Genomic DNA, 17,098 nt, shown 5'->3' with positions numbered 1-17,098 from the left:
TATTGTTCATGAAAAAAGATATCTGGCTATGGTTGAATAAGCCAAAACCAATGGCAGAATCAATGTTTTTTTCAGATGGTCAAATGGGGCTGTTTTTATGAAGCAATTTTATCTTGGACAGCTGTGATTATAGTTAATAGTTTTGACGTTTAGATTGTTCCGGATGAGTATTTACAGATCCAAAAGTATAATACTTTATCCGGGGCAATCTATTTTTTTGTTTATAACCTGAGTCCGGAGGCTTATGAAAAACGATATTCTTTTCACCCCTTTTAATATTGGAAAACTGTCTTTAAAAAACAGATTTGTTATGACTCCCATGGAAACCGGAATGGCCGGATTTGACGGACGGCCCACTGAGCTTCTGACAGACTATTATCTGCAGAGAGTCAGAGGCGGTACAGCTCTTATCTGCACAGGAATCTGCCGGGTCAATAATATCCATGGGGCTTCTACTCCGAAGCAGCTCTCTCTGGTTCATAACTCTTCCATCCCGTCTTTTCAGATGATGAATGATCGAATTCATGGGGAGGGAGGAAAGATTGCAGTGCAGCTGCACCATCCGGGCAGACAGAATTATTCGGCCCTTATCGGTATCTGGCCCATGGTTGAAGTCTTTTCAAAAATTCCCGGTTTTTCGAAAATATTCTCCCCTATTGTAAAAAGTTTTGCATTTCTGGAAGAGAAGATCTATGCACCCCCTGTTTCGGCTCCGTCAGCCATACCCTGCGGTCATGTAAAACAGAAAACACGGGCTTTTAAGACCTGGGAGATCAGATCCCTGGTGAAGGATTTTGTTAAAGCGGCAGTCCGGGCAAAGAGAGCCGGATTTGATGCTGTGGAACTCCATGCAGCCCATGGCTATCTGATTCAGCAGTTTCTGAGTCCTTATTCAAATAGAAGAACAGATGAATATGGAGGCAATTTTGAGAACCGTCTTCGTTTTATTAAAGATATCATTGAGGGAATCCGGCAGGAATGCGGTAGTGATTATCCTCTTATTGTCCGTCTGACAGTGGAAGAGTTTATCCCTGAAGATAGAGATAATCGGGGCATTACCCTGGAGCTGGGAGTGCAGATTGCCAGGGCCCTGGAAGAACTGGGAGTTGATGCTCTTGATATCTCTTCAGGAAGCTATGAGCAGACAAATAAATGGCTGGAAACTGTTAACTATAAGGCGGGGTGGCGCAAGTATCTTGCGGCAGCAGTTAAACGGGAAGTGAATATTCCCATTATTGCGGCGAACCTTATCCGAAGTGCTGAACAGGCAGTTACACAAATTGAGGAGGGGACACAGGATCTTATCGGTCTTGGACGTCCACTTCTGGCAGACCCGGAACTGCCCCGTAAAATAAAAGAGGGCCGGGAAGATGAGATCAGCCGTTGTATTGTCTGTTGTCAATGTTATGAATCTTTACTGACAAATGCCTGGCTGGGTAAACCTCTACGCTGTTCTGTAAATCCGACTCTGTCTGTGATCAGGAAGGAATCTCAAAAATCGGAGGGAACAGTTGTGGTTGTCGGAGCGGGTGCCGCAGGACTTCAGGCTTCTCTTTCTCTGAAAAAACGGGGCTTTCATGTAGTCCTGTTTGAAAAGAACTCAGAGCCGGGAGGTCAGATTCTTCTGGCGGACAAAGCTCCCGACAAGGAGAAGCTTGGATGGTGTATTGACGACCTCATACAATCTGTCACAGATGCGGGTGTGGATATCCGGCGCAATACTGAAGTTGATGCCGAGGCCATTCTGGATGAATCACCTGATGCTATAATTCTGGCTACAGGGGGAGTCCCTATCAAGCCACCAATAACGGGTGTTTCTCTGGACAATGTCTATACTTTTGATGAAATTCTGTCAGGGAGCCGATTTCCAGAGAATGGTGAAACCATCGCTGTAATCGGATCAGGTCTTACGGGTCTGGAAACTGCTGAATATATTCTCTCAAAAGGCAAAAAAGTGATGGTAGTGGAGATGGCCGATAATGCGGCTCCGGGGGCTCACTTCCAACATAGAGATGAAGCTTTGGAATGTCTTGAAAAAGAGAATGCCCTAATCCATACATCAATGAAACTGACTGAGATCAGAGAAAAGTCCATTCTACTGGAAAATACCCGGAACCATGAGAAAAAAGAATTTGCAGCTGATGCTGTTGTTCTTGCTCTGGGCAGCCGACCGTTGAATGAACTTGAAAAGGAACTGAATGGTTTTGCAGGAGAGGTTCATGTCATTGGAGATGCATCGGGTATCGGGCGCATTGCTGATGCGGTAGAGCAGGCATATAAGCTTGCAGTTCGCCTTGCTGTCTGACGGGGAATCTGAAATGACAGCAATACTCCTATGAATCATAAAAGAGCTCTGAAACAGAACTGGATACTCTCTTGCCCCGAACATAATATATCTCTGCCTGTGGAAATCCCTTCCACTGTCTTTGAATCCCTTCTGGACGCTTCAATTATTGAAGATCCCTTTTATGGTGACAATGAGAAAAGTCTGTCCTGGGTGTATGAATCGCAGTGGAATTACAGTTCTGAATTGGTCCTTGAAAAAGAAGATCTGGATGCCGATGAACTGATTCTCCGTTTTCACGGCCTTGATACTCTCGCTGCTGTCAATCTGAATGGTAAAATTCTGGGACAGGTTGACAATATGCATAGATGTTGGGAATTCAATCTCTTAAAAGAAACTAAAGACACCCTGGTCCCGGGGACTAATACATTGGAAATCGAGTTTAGAAGCTCCACAGCAGCCGGCAGGGCAGAGACTCGCAGGTATGGTCGGAATCTCCGGGAATTTCCTTTTTTTATGAAGAGTCCTACCCTGAGAGGTGCCTCTTACATAAGAAAGGCTCTCTACTCCTTTGGATGGGACTGGGGACCTCAGCTGCCTGATACAGGAATCTGGCGGGAAGTGGAAATTGAGCGTATTCAGGGCGTAAAACTGATAAATCTGCAGAGTTGTCAGACTCATTCTTATACTGACGCTCATAAGGGACACTATCCTGATCATCCCATAGAAAAAACTGAACTGAGAGTCCGCTGTGAATCAGAGAATCCTTCGGGTTTAGAATGCCATATCTCTCTCGATGGTCCCGGTTTTAATGAAAAGAAAATTCTGAAGGATAATGAAGTCCTTTTTGAGATTAATAATCCTTCTTTGTGGTGGACCTGGGATCTGGGAGAAGCTGTACTCTATGAGCTGAAGGCCGAATACTATAAGGGTGAACAAGTTGTTGACCAGATAGTTCAGAAAATCGGACTCAGAGATCTTAAACTGATCCGGGATAAAGACAGATGGGGAGAAACCTTCTATTTCAGTCTTAACGGAGTTCCTCTTTTTGCCAGAGGATCTAACTGGATTCCCGTAGATTCCTTTATCCCCAGAGGAAAAAAAGCAGGTCTTTATGAGAAGCGTATTCAGGACGCATTGGATGCAAATATGAATATGCTCCGTGTCTGGGGTGGCGGGATTTATGAAGAAAATCTTTTTTATGATCTCTGTGATGAGAAGGGGCTTCTGGTATGGCAGGATTTTATGTTTGCCTGTATGCCCACACCCAAACACCCGGCATTCTATGATTCAGTAATAGGGGAAGCCAGTGATAATATCAGACGTCTTCGTCATCATTCCTGTTTAGCCCTGTGGGTCGGTAACAATGAGATCGAAGGGGGCTGGAAAAGCCTGTTTTACTGGCTCCGTTTTCCGCGATATAAAAAGAGTTATCTCTATCTTTTTGAAGATCTTCTTTCATCTCTGGTACAGGAGCTGGACAGCGGGCGTGAGTACTGGCCCAGTTCTCCATCCTCGGGTGGTTCATTCAAGAATCCTGAAAGTGAAAACTCTGGAGATTCCCATTTCTGGTCTGTCTGGCACGGGGGAAAACCTTTTTCAGCCTACAGGGAGCATTATTCCCGTTTTATGAGTGAGTTCGGTTTTGAGTCTTTTCCCGGAATGAAAACCATAAGCTCCTTCGCAAAAGAAAGTGACTGGTCTTTCCATTCGAATATCATGGAGAATCATCAGAAAAACGTGGCAGGCAATAAGAAAATTCTCAAATATATGAAAAAAAGATTTTCCATCCCGGCAAGCTTTGAAGATCAGGTGACACTGTCTCAGATAACCCAGGCTGAAGCCATGGAATACGGTGTGGATCACTGGAGACGGAACAGACAAGACTACCGTTGTATGGGCGCTCTCTACTGGCAGATCAATGACTGCTGGCCTGTCGCTTCATGGTCCTCTGTAGACTATTACGGAAGATGGAAGGCTCTTCATTATTTTGCAAAACGTTTTAACTCTCCAATCTATTGTAATGCGTCTGAGTCGGATAGTTCTGTTGAAATATGGGGTGTCAATGATAGAAGACAATCAGAAGAACTGACCCTGGAATGGTCGCTTTGTGATGTATCCGGTAAGGTTCTTAGACAGGGAAAAAAGGATTGTATTTTCCATCCTGCAGATTCAGCCCTTCTTGAGCAGATTGATCTGGAAAATGGGGATGAGAGGCAGGGAATTCTCTTCTACTCTCTCTGGAGAGAAGATAAGCCCTTTTATAGAGGCATGAAGCTTCTTAAAGCTCCTGTAAAGTATCATTTCAATGATCCCGGACTGAGCTGGAAGAGTGAAGAAAAAGGTGGCAGTATTACTGTCACAGTAAAAGCGGAAGCTCCTGCTGTTTATGTTCACTGGCGGTCAGATATCGATGGTAATGGTTCGGATAATTATTTTTCTCTTATGAAAGATGAAGAGTACAGTGTCGAAATAAAGCTGTGGAATAAGGCTGAAAAGGAGCTCTTTCTGAAGACTCTCATTTTCAATTCTCTCTATGATATCCAGCCCCGTGACTCAGTCTGAAGGATTCATGCTTCCTTAATTTTGATACCCAGGGGGGCTAGAAGAGCCAGAACATCAGGGACTGAAAAAATAGCGCCCCTCAGCTTGTTCTGTTCGGGGTGTATGCTGTAGCCCCGAGCATCAGAGAAATCTGCTTTTCTCAGGTCACAATCGCCGAATCCTGTCTCGGAGAACTCTGTTTTTACAAAGAGTGCTTCACTCAAATTAATTTTATGAAATTCTGAGTCCCGGAAGCGGCTTCCGGAAAAATTCTTTTTACTCAAATTCATATTGCTGAAGTAACAATGTCTCACATCACAGTCAATAAAGTCGGAGTAGAACATATACTCTGTACTGTCGGAAAAATTGATACCCTGCACTCTGCTTGATATAAACTCAGTATTACTGAATCCAGCATTCTCGACCTTCAGGAGAGTCAGTTCACAGTTTTCAAAACGGCAGTCCCTGAAGGTAGCACCCCTTAGCTGGCATTCTGAAAGACGGCAGTTCTGAAAACTACAGTCAATAAATGTCCTGCCTGACAGGTCTTCTCCCTCCAATTGAAGAGCATCAAAAATAATGTCTTCAAAATCTTCACATTCCATATCAATTGTATTCTGCATAGTGAAGGCAGTGTATCCCTGAGTACTCTCTTTGACAAGTGTTATTAACAAACCTTATCAGACAATAAACTGGCGTCCTGACTGTCCTTATGTTATTCTGTTATCAGTCAGCATCTGTTCACCGGGAGTAATCAATATGTTGAAAAGCAGACTTCAGTTTATAATCCGAATTACAGCTTTTATTATCGCTCTGGGTGGAACATTCAGCAGGATATTTCTTTCTCTGAACGGGGATATGGGAAGTAATGTCTTTCTCTATTTTACTGTTCAGAGCAATCTGATAGTCTGTCTATACCTGGGGATTGAAGTATTGGGCCGGTCGAAACCCATGAAGCCCGCAGTACAGGGTGGAGTCCTGATGTATATCACCATAACCGGCCTTGTTTATAATATCCTTCTAGCCCCCGGATGGCATCCTGAAGGTATCGACCTGCTTATCACAACTATCAACCATACGATCACTCCCCTCCTCTTTCTTCTGGACTGGATTCTGTCCCAGGAGTATGGAACATACAGAAAAAAGCATCTTTTATACTGGCTGATTTATCCTCTTTGTTATGCTCTCTTTGCAAGCATCGAAGGAGCTCTGACCGGGGATTTCCGCTATTTCTTTATGGATTTTATTAATCAGAGTACCCGGGAGTATCTTCTTTTGATGCTGATGGTCATCCTTGTATTTCTCTTCATAGGATTCGTTATCCTGAAATTTAATAACCTTAACCTGAGACGAAAGGAGGCTGAAAATGGGATTGCAGACTGAAATTACATCTTCTGTTGAACTGCTGGATAAAAAGGGGTGCCTTGTTAAGCCCGGTTGGAGCCGGAAGCCTCTGTGGAGCTATGACAGGACAAAAATTAAAGCAGGAGTTCTGGGAAAGAAGGAGTGGGACTATTACTATGTTCTCTCTCCGGATCTGAAGAAAGGAGTTACCTTTACTATCAGTGATCTTGGGTATGCGGGACTTATGGCAGTCTGTTATCTGGATTTTGAGAGGGGTGAATTTTACCAGGCGGATACAATAGCCCCTCTGACACGTGGAAAACTTACAAAGCATGCCCCCGGTGGAGATCTGGGAGATGAAGTCATTGAATTCTCCGATAAGGTTCTTTCCATCCGCTATGAATTTAAAAAGGGGAGTCGCAGAATTATATTTTCAGTACCAGGAATGGAAATCCCCGGTGGAGGAAACGGACTGTCAGGAGATATATTCCTGGATCAGCCGCCTGAAATGGAGAGCATTAATATTGCCACTTCCTGGAAGGAAAACCCCCGCCGTTTCTATTACAACAGGAAAATAAACTGCATGAGAGCTTCCGGTTCATTCAAGGCAGGGACTGAGATATTTGAGCTGAACCGTGACAGTGATATGGGTGGTCTGGACTGGGGCCGGGGGGCCTGGACCTATGTAAACAGATGGTTCTGGAGCTCTGCCGGTGGTATGCAAAAAGGGCATAGTTTCGGGTTCAATCTGGGCTACGGATTTACAGACAGGACTCCCGCAACAGAGAATACTCTTTTCTATGATGGAGTTGCCCATAAACTGGAAGATGTTGAATTTCATTATGACTCTTCAGACTATACAAAACCCTGGTTTCTATCAGACAATCTGGGTAGGCTGAAACTTGATTTCAAGCCTCTTCTTGATAGAAGCTCAGCAGTGAATCTATTGTTGATTCGCTCCGTTCAGCATCAGGTCTTCGGGTATTTTTCAGGAACTGTGATACTGGATGACGGGACCGAGCTGGTTTTAGAGAATCTTCTGGGCTTTGCCGAGGATGTTTACAACCGTTATTAGAGTTCTGTGACTCCCGAGGCAGCTATGGCCAGTTTCAGGGACAGTGAGCGGACTTCTTCGGGGTCCGAGCGGGATGTGAGTATCACAGGGAGGCTCAGTCCCGCCAGGACTCCTGCATGACGGCTGCCGGGCATAAAGGCAAAAGCCTTATACACAGCATTGGCACTGTTGAGATCGGGAAATAAGAGCAAGTCAGGCTGACCTGCAACATCACTCTCAATCCCCTTTAGATCTGCAGCTTCTGCGGACAGGGCAACATCCAGGGCTAAGGGGCCTTCTACATGAGCACCCTCCCATTCCATTGCCGCCAGGGCAGCGGCATCCACAGTTGCAGGGATCTTTGGATTTACTTTTTCTACAGGAGCAATACATGCTGTCTGCAGAAGACGGGGGGTGAGGCGGTGCATCATATTCAGGGCATTTTCAAGTATTATCTTTTTCTGCTCCAGATCGGGTGCTATATTCAGTGCTGAATCTGTTATTCCCAGTGCTCCGGGCAGCCCTGGAAGTTCAAATATTCCGAAATGGCTTATAAGTCCTCCGGGTGGGACAAGTCCCAGTTCCTTATTCAATAATGCCCTTGTGAAAACAGAACTATGGATTATCCCTTTCATCAGAACATCCACAGAGCCTTCGGCTGCAAGAGCGGCTCCTTTTTCAGCAGCTTCCTGATCATCCGAAATATCCAAAATTTCACAATTACTCAGAGGGACATCAAGTACTTCACATTTTTCTCTGATTGCATCAGCATTCCCGATTAGAACAAAGTCAGCAATCTCTTCTGCCAGAGCCTGTTTTACCGTGAGAAGCGATTCATCATGCTCTGCCTTAACCAGAGCCACCCTTCTTTTTGCTCCCTCAGGGCGAGCCAGTATTTCATCCAGTAACATCAGGAATACTCCCTTATCTCTCTTTTTCCCAGTAGGGCAGCATAGGCACTTTCAGCCAATGACTGCATTTCTCTTTCACCTGGAATGACAATCACTTTGCCAAGAAATCCTATTCTTCTTATTATATCTTCAACTAACAGACTGCTGTTTGCAAGTCCGCCTGTAAGAACAATCCCATCAATATGACCTTCGAGAGTCGCTCCATGGCTGCAGATCTCCTGGGAGATCTGCAGCACAAGAGCCTTGTGTATGGTTGAGGATTCTTTTATCCCTTTTTTGTGGTCTTCTTCAAGGATTCTGAAGTCTTTATTTCCATTGAGAGAGGCCAGGCCGCCGTATCCTGTCAGGAGACGGCGGATTTCTGCTACAGGAACTCCCTTTTCTACAAGATCCAGCAGCTGCCCTGCGGGAACAGTTCCGCTCCGCTCCGGGGAGAAAGGGCCCTCGCCGTCAAGGGCGTTATTCACATCGATAACCCTCCCTTTTCGATGAGCTCCCACAGAGATTCCTCCCCCCATATGGGCAATGATCAGGTTTACATCTTCATAGGCTTTGCCCATTGAAGCCGCAGCAGCCCTACCGGTGGATTTCTGATTAAGGGCATGGAAGATACTCCGTCTTTCCATCCCTTTTATTCCTGAAATCCGGGCTTCGGGAATCATCTCATCCACAACCACAGGATCTGCAATAAAAGCCGGGCAGTTTTCCACTCCATATCGGGCCGCCAGTTCTGCTGCCAGGGAAGCTCCCAGATTGCTGGCATGTATTCCGTAACGACAGGACACAAGATCTTCCAGCATGGTTTTATTGACTCTGTAAACTCCGCCGGCCAGTGGTTTCATCAATCCCCCTCTGCCGATTACTACATCAAGTTTTTCATTACCAATTTCATGGAGTAGTGATTTCAATGAGTCTTTCCTGAGATCAATCTGTCCGGATAATCCGCCGCAGGCTTTTATCTCCTCATCAGCATGAGGACAGTTAATCTCTTTCAGAAGTTCTTCTCCACGAAAGAGAGCTGCCTTGGTAGAGGTTGATCCTGGATTCACTGCCAGAATAAGAGGCGTCATGTAAGTTCCTCTTCGAAGTAGGTCAGTGCTTTTTCCATCATTTTAAGATTCACTGCTACCGCATCTTTCCGCTTAACACTTAAGGGAAGAATTTTCTTCAGGATTTCCGTATCTGCAAGGCCCTTATATTTGAGATAGATAGTGAGCATAATCACATTTGCTGTGGCCATAACTCCGCTCTCCTTTGCCATCTCTGAAGCCGGGATATAGAGGACATCCACATCCTCCCTTTTGACTTTATCACTGATCAGGGTGGAATTAACCATGATCAGGCCTCCCCTTTCAACATCTGGTTCGAAGGAGATGAGTGAGGGTGTGTTGAGGGCTATGAGTACATTGGGAACAGCTACTACAGGTGAGCCTATGGCCCTGCTTGAGAAAATCACACTGGCATTGGCTTTTCCACCTCTCATTTCAGGACCATAAGAGGGTAACCAGGTTGCCTGATAACCTCTGGCAATGGCATAATTTGCCAGAAGAACTCCCGCAGATAATACACCCTGGCCTCCGAAACCGGCAATCTTCACTCTCTGCTCAAGATCCGGGGCAGGATTCTTTCCTTCCGGAATGGCACCACCTGCAGAAAGAAGTTGTTTCATCTCTTTTTCTTCCATTTGAGGCAGGGTATCGTCATGGGGTGGGGGCAGTAGAGACTCATCTCTGAAGTTTTTCACAGGATAGATGGGCTCAAGCTGAGCCTGCATCCAGCTTCTTGCTTCTACGGGGTCCATCTTCCAGTTGATAGGGCAGGGGGAGAGAACCTCTACAAAACTGAATCCCTTCTTCTCTATTTGATTTTCCAGTGCCTTCTTAAAGACTTTACGTGCCTTGAGTACTTTTCCTGCTGTTGAGAGTGAGACTCTTTCGATATATACAGGAGCCTTTATGGCATTCATCAGTTCTGCCATACCGATGGGGTTTCCATCTCTGCCGGAGGAGCGTCCCAGGGGAGTTGTGAGGGTCTTCTGACCCTCCAGGGTGGTGGGTGCCATCTGTCCACCGGTCATTCCGTAGATGGCATTGTTGATAAAGAACACAGTCATATTCTCACCACGGTTAGCGGCATGGATTATCTCGGCAGTCCCTATGGCCGCAAGGTCTCCGTCTCCCTGGTAGGAAATGAGAATAGCATCCTTGTGAGTTCTTCTTATTCCAGTTCCTACAGCGGGTGCCCTGCCGTGGGCGCACTGGATATTTCCAGTATCCATATAGTAGTAGGCAAAGACTGAGCAGCCCACAGGGGATAGAAATATGGTTCTGTCCTGAATATCCAGTTCCACCAGGAGTTCCGCAATCAGTTTATGAGCAGTTCCATGACCGCATCCGGGACAGTAGTGAGTGACTTTTTGACCTGCGCCCTTTCTTTCAAAGGTATCGTAAAAGGCTTTCGGTTTCTCTTTAACAATCATTTTGATTCTCCTTCTGCCCATGATTCGATCTTCTCACTTATCTCCTGTACCGACGGGACGATCCCACCCAGCCAGCAGAGCCGTTCAGTGGGACATATGCCTCCGCAAAGCCGTTCTACATCAGCAGCCATCTGTCCGTTTGAGAGTTCCGCTGAAATTACCTTTGAAGCTGAGCCCGCCAGTTCTTTCAATCTCTCTTCAGGAAAGGGAAATAGGGTCTTAGGTCTCAGAAGCCCCGCTTTGATCCCCTTCTTTCTCAGTTCTTCAACAGCGCTGTGACAAATTCTGGAGCTGATACCGTAGGCCACAAGAAGGTATTCGGCGTCGTCACATTCAAGCTCATCCCAGAGACAGAACTCCCGGGATATCCGTTCGTACTTATCCTGTAGTTTCCAGTTGTGTTCACTCTGCAGCTGCGGGTCCATAAGGATGGAGGTCACCAGATTCTCCCGGCTCTCTTTATCTGCATACAACGCCCAGTCTTTTCTCTCTCCTTCAAGTAGTTTTTCAGGGATCTCAACAGCCTCCATCATCTGCCCTATATAGGCATCAGCAAGGATGATGACTGTAATTCTGTATTTATCAGCCAGTTCAAAAGCCTGATATGTAAAGTCGCACATCTCCTGAGCGGAGTGGGGAGCCATGACTATGCTTTTGTAGTTTCCATGTCCACCGCCCTTAACGGTGATATTGTAGTCACTCTGTTCGGGCCAGATATTACCCAGTCCGGGACCGGCGCGCTGCACATCTACAACTACACAGGGCAGTTCCGCCCCGGCAATATATGAGAGACCTTCGGCCATCAGAGACATTCCCGGTCCCGAGGAGGCTGTCATCACCCGGGCTCCTGCACCTGCTGCTCCATAGAGCATGTTGATAACAGCAACTTCCGATTCTGCCTGAAGAAAGTGGCGTCCCGACAGAGTGAAATATCTGGCCGCACCATGAGCTATCTCGCTGGCAGGGGTAATGGGATAACCGAAAAAATGAGTTGCTCCCCCCATAAGAGCTCCGTAGATAACCGCTTCATTTCCTTTGATAAGCTGTTTGACTTTTTCAGACATCGGGAGCATCTCCTTTGTAAACAGTTATGGCACCGGGTTCGGGGCATACATAAAAACAGATACCGCATGCGTTGCATTTTTCGGGAGTGGAGTGGGCATACTGATATCCCAGTCTGTTGATTGCCGATCCTATGGAGAGACAGTGATTGGGACATGAATTAACACAGACCCTGCATCCCTTGCACAGGTCTGCTTCGATTACAGAACGGTTCATTCCATGCCTCCAAAGAGATCTTCAGTTCCATGACCGAAGTAATTGATTCCGCTGATGGATTCAGAGAGTTCATGGGGGAGGGTATTCACATCCAGCAGATGTCCGGGACATCCCAGACTGTCACATACATAAACCCTGCCGCTGCTGGAAGGAAGATGCAGTACCAGCGCCGATTCGGATTCACATCCCTTAACACTGCATTTATTCTCCTCTTTCAGTGAAACATGGCAGTAGGGACAGAATCCTTCCAGATGGCTTCCTTCTCCGCATTCGGGAAGAAAACTGAACAGCTTGGCATGACTGCCCCAGAATGCATCTACAAAAACCAGCCCTTTCTGTCCACCTACTGTCAGTTCCAGTTTTATGGATGGTTCACCGTGAATACGGACACTGTCCACCATCAGATTATGCCCTTTGGGGCAGTAAACTGATTCAACGAGCAGAAATTCCTGCTCCATACGTCTTACGAGTCTCATTCCCCTGGGAACAATAAGCTTGAACTCATCGGGTATCTTGTTTGCCTTCAGTTCCATAATCCCTCCTGCTGCAGCCTGTTGTGAAAATAGGACAGGCTAGTATTAATCCTAGATCGCTAATGTTAAATTAGTCAAAACTAATATTTATAATTCGTCTGTTTAGGCTGTAAGGCGTTTAAAACACTGTTTCTATGATTTAAAATCATTATAAAAAACGAAAATATCGTTATAAATCATCTTAATGATTCTATAAAAGTATTTTGTTAGATTGAAAATGAGTTTTTCGTAAATATTGACTGAAGGTTTAAGATTAGAGAGGGTGAATGAAATTTGAAACAGTGAAAAAGGCCGATGCTGTAATCATGGTTATTCTGTTACTGCTTACGGGTCTGTCAGGAATGGCAGCTTCTACCTCTTAAGCCCTCGGGAACCTGTACTCTTTGTTAAAGAGCTGCAGAAAAGGCTTCGCTGAAGAACTCCTTAGCTGAGAATCACCCCTTCCCAGGGATTCAGCTCAATTTCTGTAAGTTGTTCTTTAAGCCGTCCAGTATGAGTGGAAAGGACAAGCTTCATAGGGGAGGGAAGTTTTATTTTCCGTTTACGACGTCCTATGTTCATGTAAATTTTCAGACTTTCACCATTCTCCTGCCTTTCAAAGGCAAGGATTTTTCCCTTTTCATCAAGAATAGTTAATTTCCCCTTTCTAAGAACCTTACTGCTGTTTCTAAATTTCAATAAAGTTTTATAAAAATTCAAAAGGGAGTCCGGGTCTTTACTCAGAGACATTACATTGATGGTGTCTTTGTCCTTTCCAACGGGCAGCCAGCTTCCGCTATCTGAGAATCCTGCATATTTGGAGCTATCCCATTGCTGGGGTGTTCGACAGCCGTCTCTGTTAAGGCTTCCATGGGTCAGTCTTTCAACAATATTAAAAAGGATATCAGGGAGGAAATTATATTCATGACAAACAGGGTCCAGAGCCTGACTTCGGGGGATGGTCGACTGTTTCATCCCTATTTCTTCTCCGTAGTAGCTGACAGGGATACCCCTTGCTGTATGTTGTAAAAGTGTCTGAAGTCTTATTTTCTTTTCATTATTCCTGAAAGTTGTCATGCGCCTCATGCTGTCATGATTTGCGTAGACATAACTTGGAATCCAGGGCTCAGGAAAATACTCTTCATATTTCCTGAGCATATTTTTGAGTTTTCCGGCTTTGAATGGGGTGTAGATGCTGTTGAAAAGGAAGGTTGCATGCAGTCCGTCAGGTCTTTTGTCACCTGTGAACTCTCTCAGATCTTTCAGAGATCCGAAGGTTTCCCCTATCAGGAAACGCTTGTCATATTCATCCATAACAGCCCTGAGTTCCTTTGTAAACTCTATTGTCTCTGGCAGATTCTCTACCATTTTAGTGGATCGGAACATCTTATCGCTGGTTTCCCCTGTTGGAATCAGCTGTGGTGAGAAGGGATTGTCTCTGAACTCCTCGTCTTCAAAGAGGGCTCCGATTATATCCAGTCTGAAACCGTCAACTCCTTTATCCAGCCAGAATCGGATGATATTAAACATGGTTTCTTTTACTTCAGGATTTCTATAGTTCAGATCCGGCTGAAATGGGAGAAATGCAGCCCAGTACCACTGATCAGTCTTCTTACTGTACTGCCAGCCGTTTCCTCTTACCTGTGAAAGCCAGTTGGTAGGGGCTTTTCCCGGTGCTCTGCCGTCTCTCCATACATACCAGTCTCTCTTGGGGTTGTCTCTGGAGGAGGCTGATTCTAAAAACCAGGGATGCTGATCACTTGTATGGTTCATAACCATATCCAGGACGATTTTCATACCCCTTTTGTGTACCTCAGCTATGAGACTGTCACAGTCTTCCATGCTGCCGTATTCCGGAGCAATTGATTTGTAGTCTGAAATATCATAGCCAAAATCTGCCTGAGGACTGCTGAAGAAGGGTGAAATCCAGATGGTTTCAAATCCGAGATCTTTTATATAATCCAGTCGGGAGATGATTCCCTGCAGATCACCTATTCCATCATGGTTACTGTCCTGAAAGGATCTTGGGTAAATCTGATATATACTTGTTTCTTTCCACCAGCAGTTTTCATTCTTCATCTGTTACATCCTCAACTATAGTTTAATGCAGTCTCAGTTTTATATAAAGGTTCTTCGTTCAAATCAATCAGCCCTGAGTAAGGGGGCAGTAAATGCTTAGAGGAATATATTAAATAATATATATATGATTCATACTCTGTTTATATCTTCTGTCTATGCTGTGATTATATCAGTTACGGAGGTTCGTTATGAACAGAAATTTATTATTAACTATTGGTTTAATCCTTGGGTCAGTACTGTATGCAGAGGATTTTGGATCTGCTGCAGCTAAAGAACAGATGAATTACGATCTTGAAGAGATGCTGCTTTATGCCCTTGAAGATGAACATATGGCATTGGCTGAGTATAACGCCCTTATGAAAGAATTTGATCTGGACCGTCCATATTCCAATATAGCCCGCTCAGAAGAGACACATATTTCCTACCTGGAAGATCTATATCATAATCATGATTTAAGAATTCCCGAAATTGATACTGATGAGCATCTTGTACTTCCCGCTTCTGAAAGGGAAGCCGCAGAAATTGCTGTTCAGGCGGAGATCAATAATATAAAGATGTATGAGATTTTTCTGAAGCAGGATCTCGCTGAAGATGTGGCGCAGGTATTTACACAGTTGAAGAGTGCATCTGAGAATCATCTTGAGGCCTTTAAAAGACAGTTGACCAGCTCAACAGACAGCGGCCAAAACCGGGGACGTGGAAAAAATAGAGCTTGAGAGTCAGGTTCGTCTTCTGTTAGTCAGTAAAATAACCGAACGCATTTCTTCAGGAGTTCTGGCTTTTGTCCACTGGGCATGAAATTCGGGGTCCTGAAGAATTTGCGCAATGGACATCAGGGCCTTGAGATGGAAATTCCGTTCATCCTTTGTCCCCACAAGGCAGAAGGCTGTATAGACGACATCTCCAGCCTCATTCCAGATTATTCCAAACTTATTCCTTACCAGTACGATATCAAAACTGTGCTCTCCCTCAATAACAATATGAGGAATCGCATGGGGAACTGCTACACCCGGGTAGATCAGTGTGGATGCCTGTTCTTCCCGAAGCTGCAGTTTTTCCTCCACCTTCTCTACTTCAATATTCCAGCGTTCACCCACAATAAGAGCTACTTCATGGAAAAATTCTTTCCTGCTTACAGTCCTGTCCATATCAAGGATAGGGGAGTTTGAGATAATCGTGTCGAAGCGGTCTTCCTTGATCTCGTCCCGCTCCCTTAATATATCCAGCAATTCAACTTCCAACCGTGTTTCATCTTCTACAATCTCTTTATTTGTCAGTCGCTCCAGCATATGGATAAAGGCCGATTTCTGTGAATCTTCACGGCGTACATAGATAAAGTACCACAGTACGGAGAGAGCGAAAAATGAGGCTGACAGAATCAGGGGCAGACGCCCCATCTGCGTAATGAGTCCGATGTAGGCAATAATTCCTGCAATCTGCAGATAAGGATAAAGGGGTGACTTAAAAGATGGTCTGTATGAGACAATTTTACTCTGTCTCATGAGAATTACAGATATATTTACCATGGTGAACATGAGAAGCATCATTGTCGATGCTACTTTTACCAGATCTTCAATATCAAGGAAAAGGATGCAGCTGATCATAAATCCTGAAGTTAAAAGAATGGATACCAGGGGTGTTTGGTATTTCCGACTTAGTTTTCCGAAGAATGGGGGTAGCATCTTATCTCTGGACATCGCCATGGGTATTCTTGAAGCAGCCATAAGACCGGCATTTGCTGTTGTGATAAAGGCAAGCATAGCAGATGATGAAAGCAGAATATATCCAGGGCGTCCCAGAAAGACTGCAGCAGCAGTTGAGAGAGGCGTGAGTGTTGCAGACATCTGTTCAGAATCCAGTATTCCTATGGTAACGAATATTGAAAGGAGGTAGAGAATGGTAACCACTATATAGGCTGAGAACATTCCTTTTGGAATGGATTTTTTGGGATCTTTAATCTCTTCGGCCACAGAGGCAACCTTTGTAAGACCTCCAAAGGATATAAAAATCATTCCGGTTACCAGTAATAGTTTATTCCCAGCCACCACTATAGAAGGTTGAAAATGTTTTAAATCCACATGGGGTATGCCCAGAATGACAAATCCCCCAAGAATAGTAAGAAGAAAAGCTACCATTATAAACTGAGCCCGGCCGCTCTCCTTTACACTCATAATGTTCAGGAATGTAAATATCAAAGTAAAACCCACGGCTATATATTTCACCATGTCTGGTGAATACACGGGAATCAGGGGTTCCAGGAAAACACCTATTCCCACCAGGGCAAAGGCGCTTTTTAAGGAAAGGGAAAACCAGGAGGCAAATCCTGAGAAACTTCCGAAAAGAGAACCAAAGCTTCTATCAATAAAAAAATAGGTCCCTCCTGACTTTGGCATTGCCGTAGCCAGTTCCGCTTTTGAAAACATAGAGGGGACTATAAAGAGAGACGCCAGAAGATATGCTGTGAGAATTGAAGGACCGGCTTTCAGGTATACAACGGCAGGCAGAACAAATATTCCAGAACTGATCATTGCCCCTGTTGCAATGGCAAAAACTTCTTTTGTTCCCAATGAGCGTTTAAGTTCATGACTGGAAGCGGATGAAGCTGACATAAAT

The 17,098-nt window shown here is 45.0% G+C and carries 14 protein-coding genes; 5 read left to right on the top strand and 9 right to left on the bottom strand.

Translation table 11 applies throughout. The features are described from left to right. Window positions 1-244: 244 nt before the first annotated feature. Together DV872_RS13280 and DV872_RS13275 are read left to right on the top strand one after the other, a co-directional pair. Window positions 245-2,305 carry an FAD-dependent oxidoreductase gene (locus DV872_RS13280; protein WP_114630430.1) on the top strand — a complete coding sequence of 687 codons (2,061 nt, stop codon included), beginning with the start codon at window positions 245-247 and terminating at the stop codon, window positions 2,303-2,305. Between the two features lie 30 nt (window positions 2,306-2,335). After that, window positions 2,336-4,849 (top strand): glycoside hydrolase family 2 protein, encoded by a 2,514-nt coding sequence (locus tag DV872_RS13275; protein WP_114630429.1) that lies wholly within the window; start codon window positions 2,336-2,338, stop codon window positions 4,847-4,849. A gap of 5 nt (window positions 4,850-4,854) precedes the next feature. Here DV872_RS13275 and DV872_RS13270 read toward each other — a convergent pair whose 3' ends face one another. Further along, on the bottom strand, window positions 4,855-5,451 hold the full coding sequence (locus DV872_RS13270; protein WP_147283171.1) for a pentapeptide repeat-containing protein: 597 nt from the start codon (window positions 5,449-5,451) through the stop codon (window positions 4,855-4,857). A 136-nt stretch (window positions 5,452-5,587) separates the two neighbouring features. On the opposite strand from DV872_RS13270, the gene DV872_RS13265 reads away from it, so the two are divergent. Both DV872_RS13265 and DV872_RS13260 read left to right on the top strand, forming a co-directional pair. Then, a complete protein-coding gene (locus DV872_RS13265; protein WP_147283170.1) occupies window positions 5,588-6,211 on the top strand; it encodes a Pr6Pr family membrane protein in 624 nt (207 codons plus the stop codon). After that, window positions 6,195-7,247: a DUF2804 domain-containing protein gene (locus DV872_RS13260; protein ID WP_114630426.1), complete on the top strand. Its 1,053-nt coding sequence runs from the start codon at window positions 6,195-6,197 to the stop codon at window positions 7,245-7,247. Before DV872_RS13265 ends, DV872_RS13260 begins: the two co-directional genes overlap by 17 nt. Here DV872_RS13260 and DV872_RS13255 read toward each other — a convergent pair. The 7 genes from DV872_RS13255 to DV872_RS13225 all read right to left on the bottom strand — a co-directional run bounded on the left by DV872_RS13255 (window position 7,244) and on the right by DV872_RS13225 (window position 14,485). Next, on the bottom strand, window positions 7,244-8,137 hold the full coding sequence (locus DV872_RS13255) for a phosphate acyltransferase (protein ID WP_114630425.1): 894 nt from the start codon (window positions 8,135-8,137) through the stop codon (window positions 7,244-7,246). The genes DV872_RS13260 and DV872_RS13255 overlap by 4 nt on opposite strands. Next, entirely contained in the window at window positions 8,137-9,207 is a 1,071-nt protein-coding gene (gene buk / locus DV872_RS13250; protein WP_114630424.1) for a butyrate kinase, read from the bottom strand. The genes DV872_RS13255 and buk overlap by 1 nt, the downstream gene beginning before the upstream one ends. Then, entirely contained in the window at window positions 9,204-10,616 is a 1,413-nt protein-coding gene (locus DV872_RS13245) for a 2-oxoacid:acceptor oxidoreductase family protein (protein ID WP_114630423.1), read from the bottom strand. The genes buk and DV872_RS13245 overlap by 4 nt, the downstream gene beginning before the upstream one ends. Beyond that, window positions 10,613-11,680 (bottom strand): 3-methyl-2-oxobutanoate dehydrogenase subunit VorB, encoded by a 1,068-nt coding sequence (gene vorB / locus DV872_RS13240; protein ID WP_114630422.1) that lies wholly within the window; start codon window positions 11,678-11,680, stop codon window positions 10,613-10,615. The genes DV872_RS13245 and vorB overlap by 4 nt, the downstream gene beginning before the upstream one ends. Continuing rightward, window positions 11,673-11,894: a 4Fe-4S binding protein gene (locus DV872_RS13235; RefSeq protein WP_114630421.1), complete on the bottom strand. Its 222-nt coding sequence runs from the start codon at window positions 11,892-11,894 to the stop codon at window positions 11,673-11,675. Before DV872_RS13235 ends, vorB begins: the two co-directional genes overlap by 8 nt. Then, window positions 11,891-12,427 (bottom strand): hypothetical protein, encoded by a 537-nt coding sequence (locus DV872_RS13230; protein WP_114630420.1) that lies wholly within the window; start codon window positions 12,425-12,427, stop codon window positions 11,891-11,893. The genes DV872_RS13235 and DV872_RS13230 overlap by 4 nt, the downstream gene beginning before the upstream one ends. Before the next feature lie 423 nt (window positions 12,428-12,850). Beyond that, on the bottom strand, window positions 12,851-14,485 hold the full coding sequence (locus tag DV872_RS13225; RefSeq protein ID WP_114630419.1) for an alpha-glucosidase: 1,635 nt from the start codon (window positions 14,483-14,485) through the stop codon (window positions 12,851-12,853). 188 nt (window positions 14,486-14,673) lie between these two features. Here DV872_RS13225 and DV872_RS13220 point away from each other — a divergent pair, with 188 nt between their 5' ends. Next, a complete protein-coding gene (locus tag DV872_RS13220; protein WP_114630418.1) occupies window positions 14,674-15,201 on the top strand; it encodes a DUF2202 domain-containing protein in 528 nt (175 codons plus the stop codon). Between the two features lie 3 nt (window positions 15,202-15,204). Here DV872_RS13220 and DV872_RS13215 read toward each other — a convergent pair whose 3' ends face one another. Further along, window positions 15,205-17,094 carry an amino acid permease gene (locus tag DV872_RS13215; RefSeq protein ID WP_114630417.1) on the bottom strand — a complete coding sequence of 630 codons (1,890 nt, stop codon included), beginning with the start codon at window positions 17,092-17,094 and terminating at the stop codon, window positions 15,205-15,207. Window positions 17,095-17,098: the final 4 nt, after the last annotated feature.

The sequence above is a fragment of the Oceanispirochaeta sp. M1 genome, assembly GCF_003346715.1.
Lineage (GTDB): Bacteria > Spirochaetota > Spirochaetia > DSM-2461 > DSM-2461 > Oceanispirochaeta.
The sequence above is the reverse complement of the archived record's forward strand: the minus strand, read 5'-3'. Positions and strand labels throughout refer to the sequence as shown.

Coding starts and splice junctions, on each gene's coding strand:
- DV872_RS13280 (WP_114630430.1), top strand. CDS start 245: ATGAAAAACGATATTCTTTTCACCCCTTTTAATATTGGAAAACTGTCT.
- DV872_RS13275 (WP_114630429.1), top strand. CDS start 2,336: ATGAATCATAAAAGAGCTCTGAAACAGAACTGGATACTCTCTTGCCCC.
- DV872_RS13270 (WP_147283171.1), bottom strand. CDS start 5,451: ATGCAGAATACAATTGATATGGAATGTGAAGATTTTGAAGACATTATT.
- DV872_RS13265 (WP_147283170.1), top strand. CDS start 5,588: ATGTTGAAAAGCAGACTTCAGTTTATAATCCGAATTACAGCTTTTATT.
- DV872_RS13260 (WP_114630426.1), top strand. CDS start 6,195: ATGGGATTGCAGACTGAAATTACATCTTCTGTTGAACTGCTGGATAAA.
- DV872_RS13255 (WP_114630425.1), bottom strand. CDS start 8,137: ATGTTACTGGATGAAATACTGGCTCGCCCTGAGGGAGCAAAAAGAAGG.
- buk (WP_114630424.1), bottom strand. CDS start 9,207: ATGACGCCTCTTATTCTGGCAGTGAATCCAGGATCAACCTCTACCAAG.
- DV872_RS13245 (WP_114630423.1), bottom strand. CDS start 10,616: ATGATTGTTAAAGAGAAACCGAAAGCCTTTTACGATACCTTTGAAAGA.
- vorB (WP_114630422.1), bottom strand. CDS start 11,680: ATGTCTGAAAAAGTCAAACAGCTTATCAAAGGAAATGAAGCGGTTATC.
- DV872_RS13235 (WP_114630421.1), bottom strand. CDS start 11,894: ATGAACCGTTCTGTAATCGAAGCAGACCTGTGCAAGGGATGCAGGGTC.
- DV872_RS13230 (WP_114630420.1), bottom strand. CDS start 12,427: ATGGAACTGAAGGCAAACAAGATACCCGATGAGTTCAAGCTTATTGTT.
- DV872_RS13225 (WP_114630419.1), bottom strand. CDS start 14,485: ATGAAGAATGAAAACTGCTGGTGGAAAGAAACAAGTATATATCAGATT.
- DV872_RS13220 (WP_114630418.1), top strand. CDS start 14,674: ATGAACAGAAATTTATTATTAACTATTGGTTTAATCCTTGGGTCAGTA.
- DV872_RS13215 (WP_114630417.1), bottom strand. CDS start 17,094: ATGTCAGCTTCATCCGCTTCCAGTCATGAACTTAAACGCTCATTGGGA.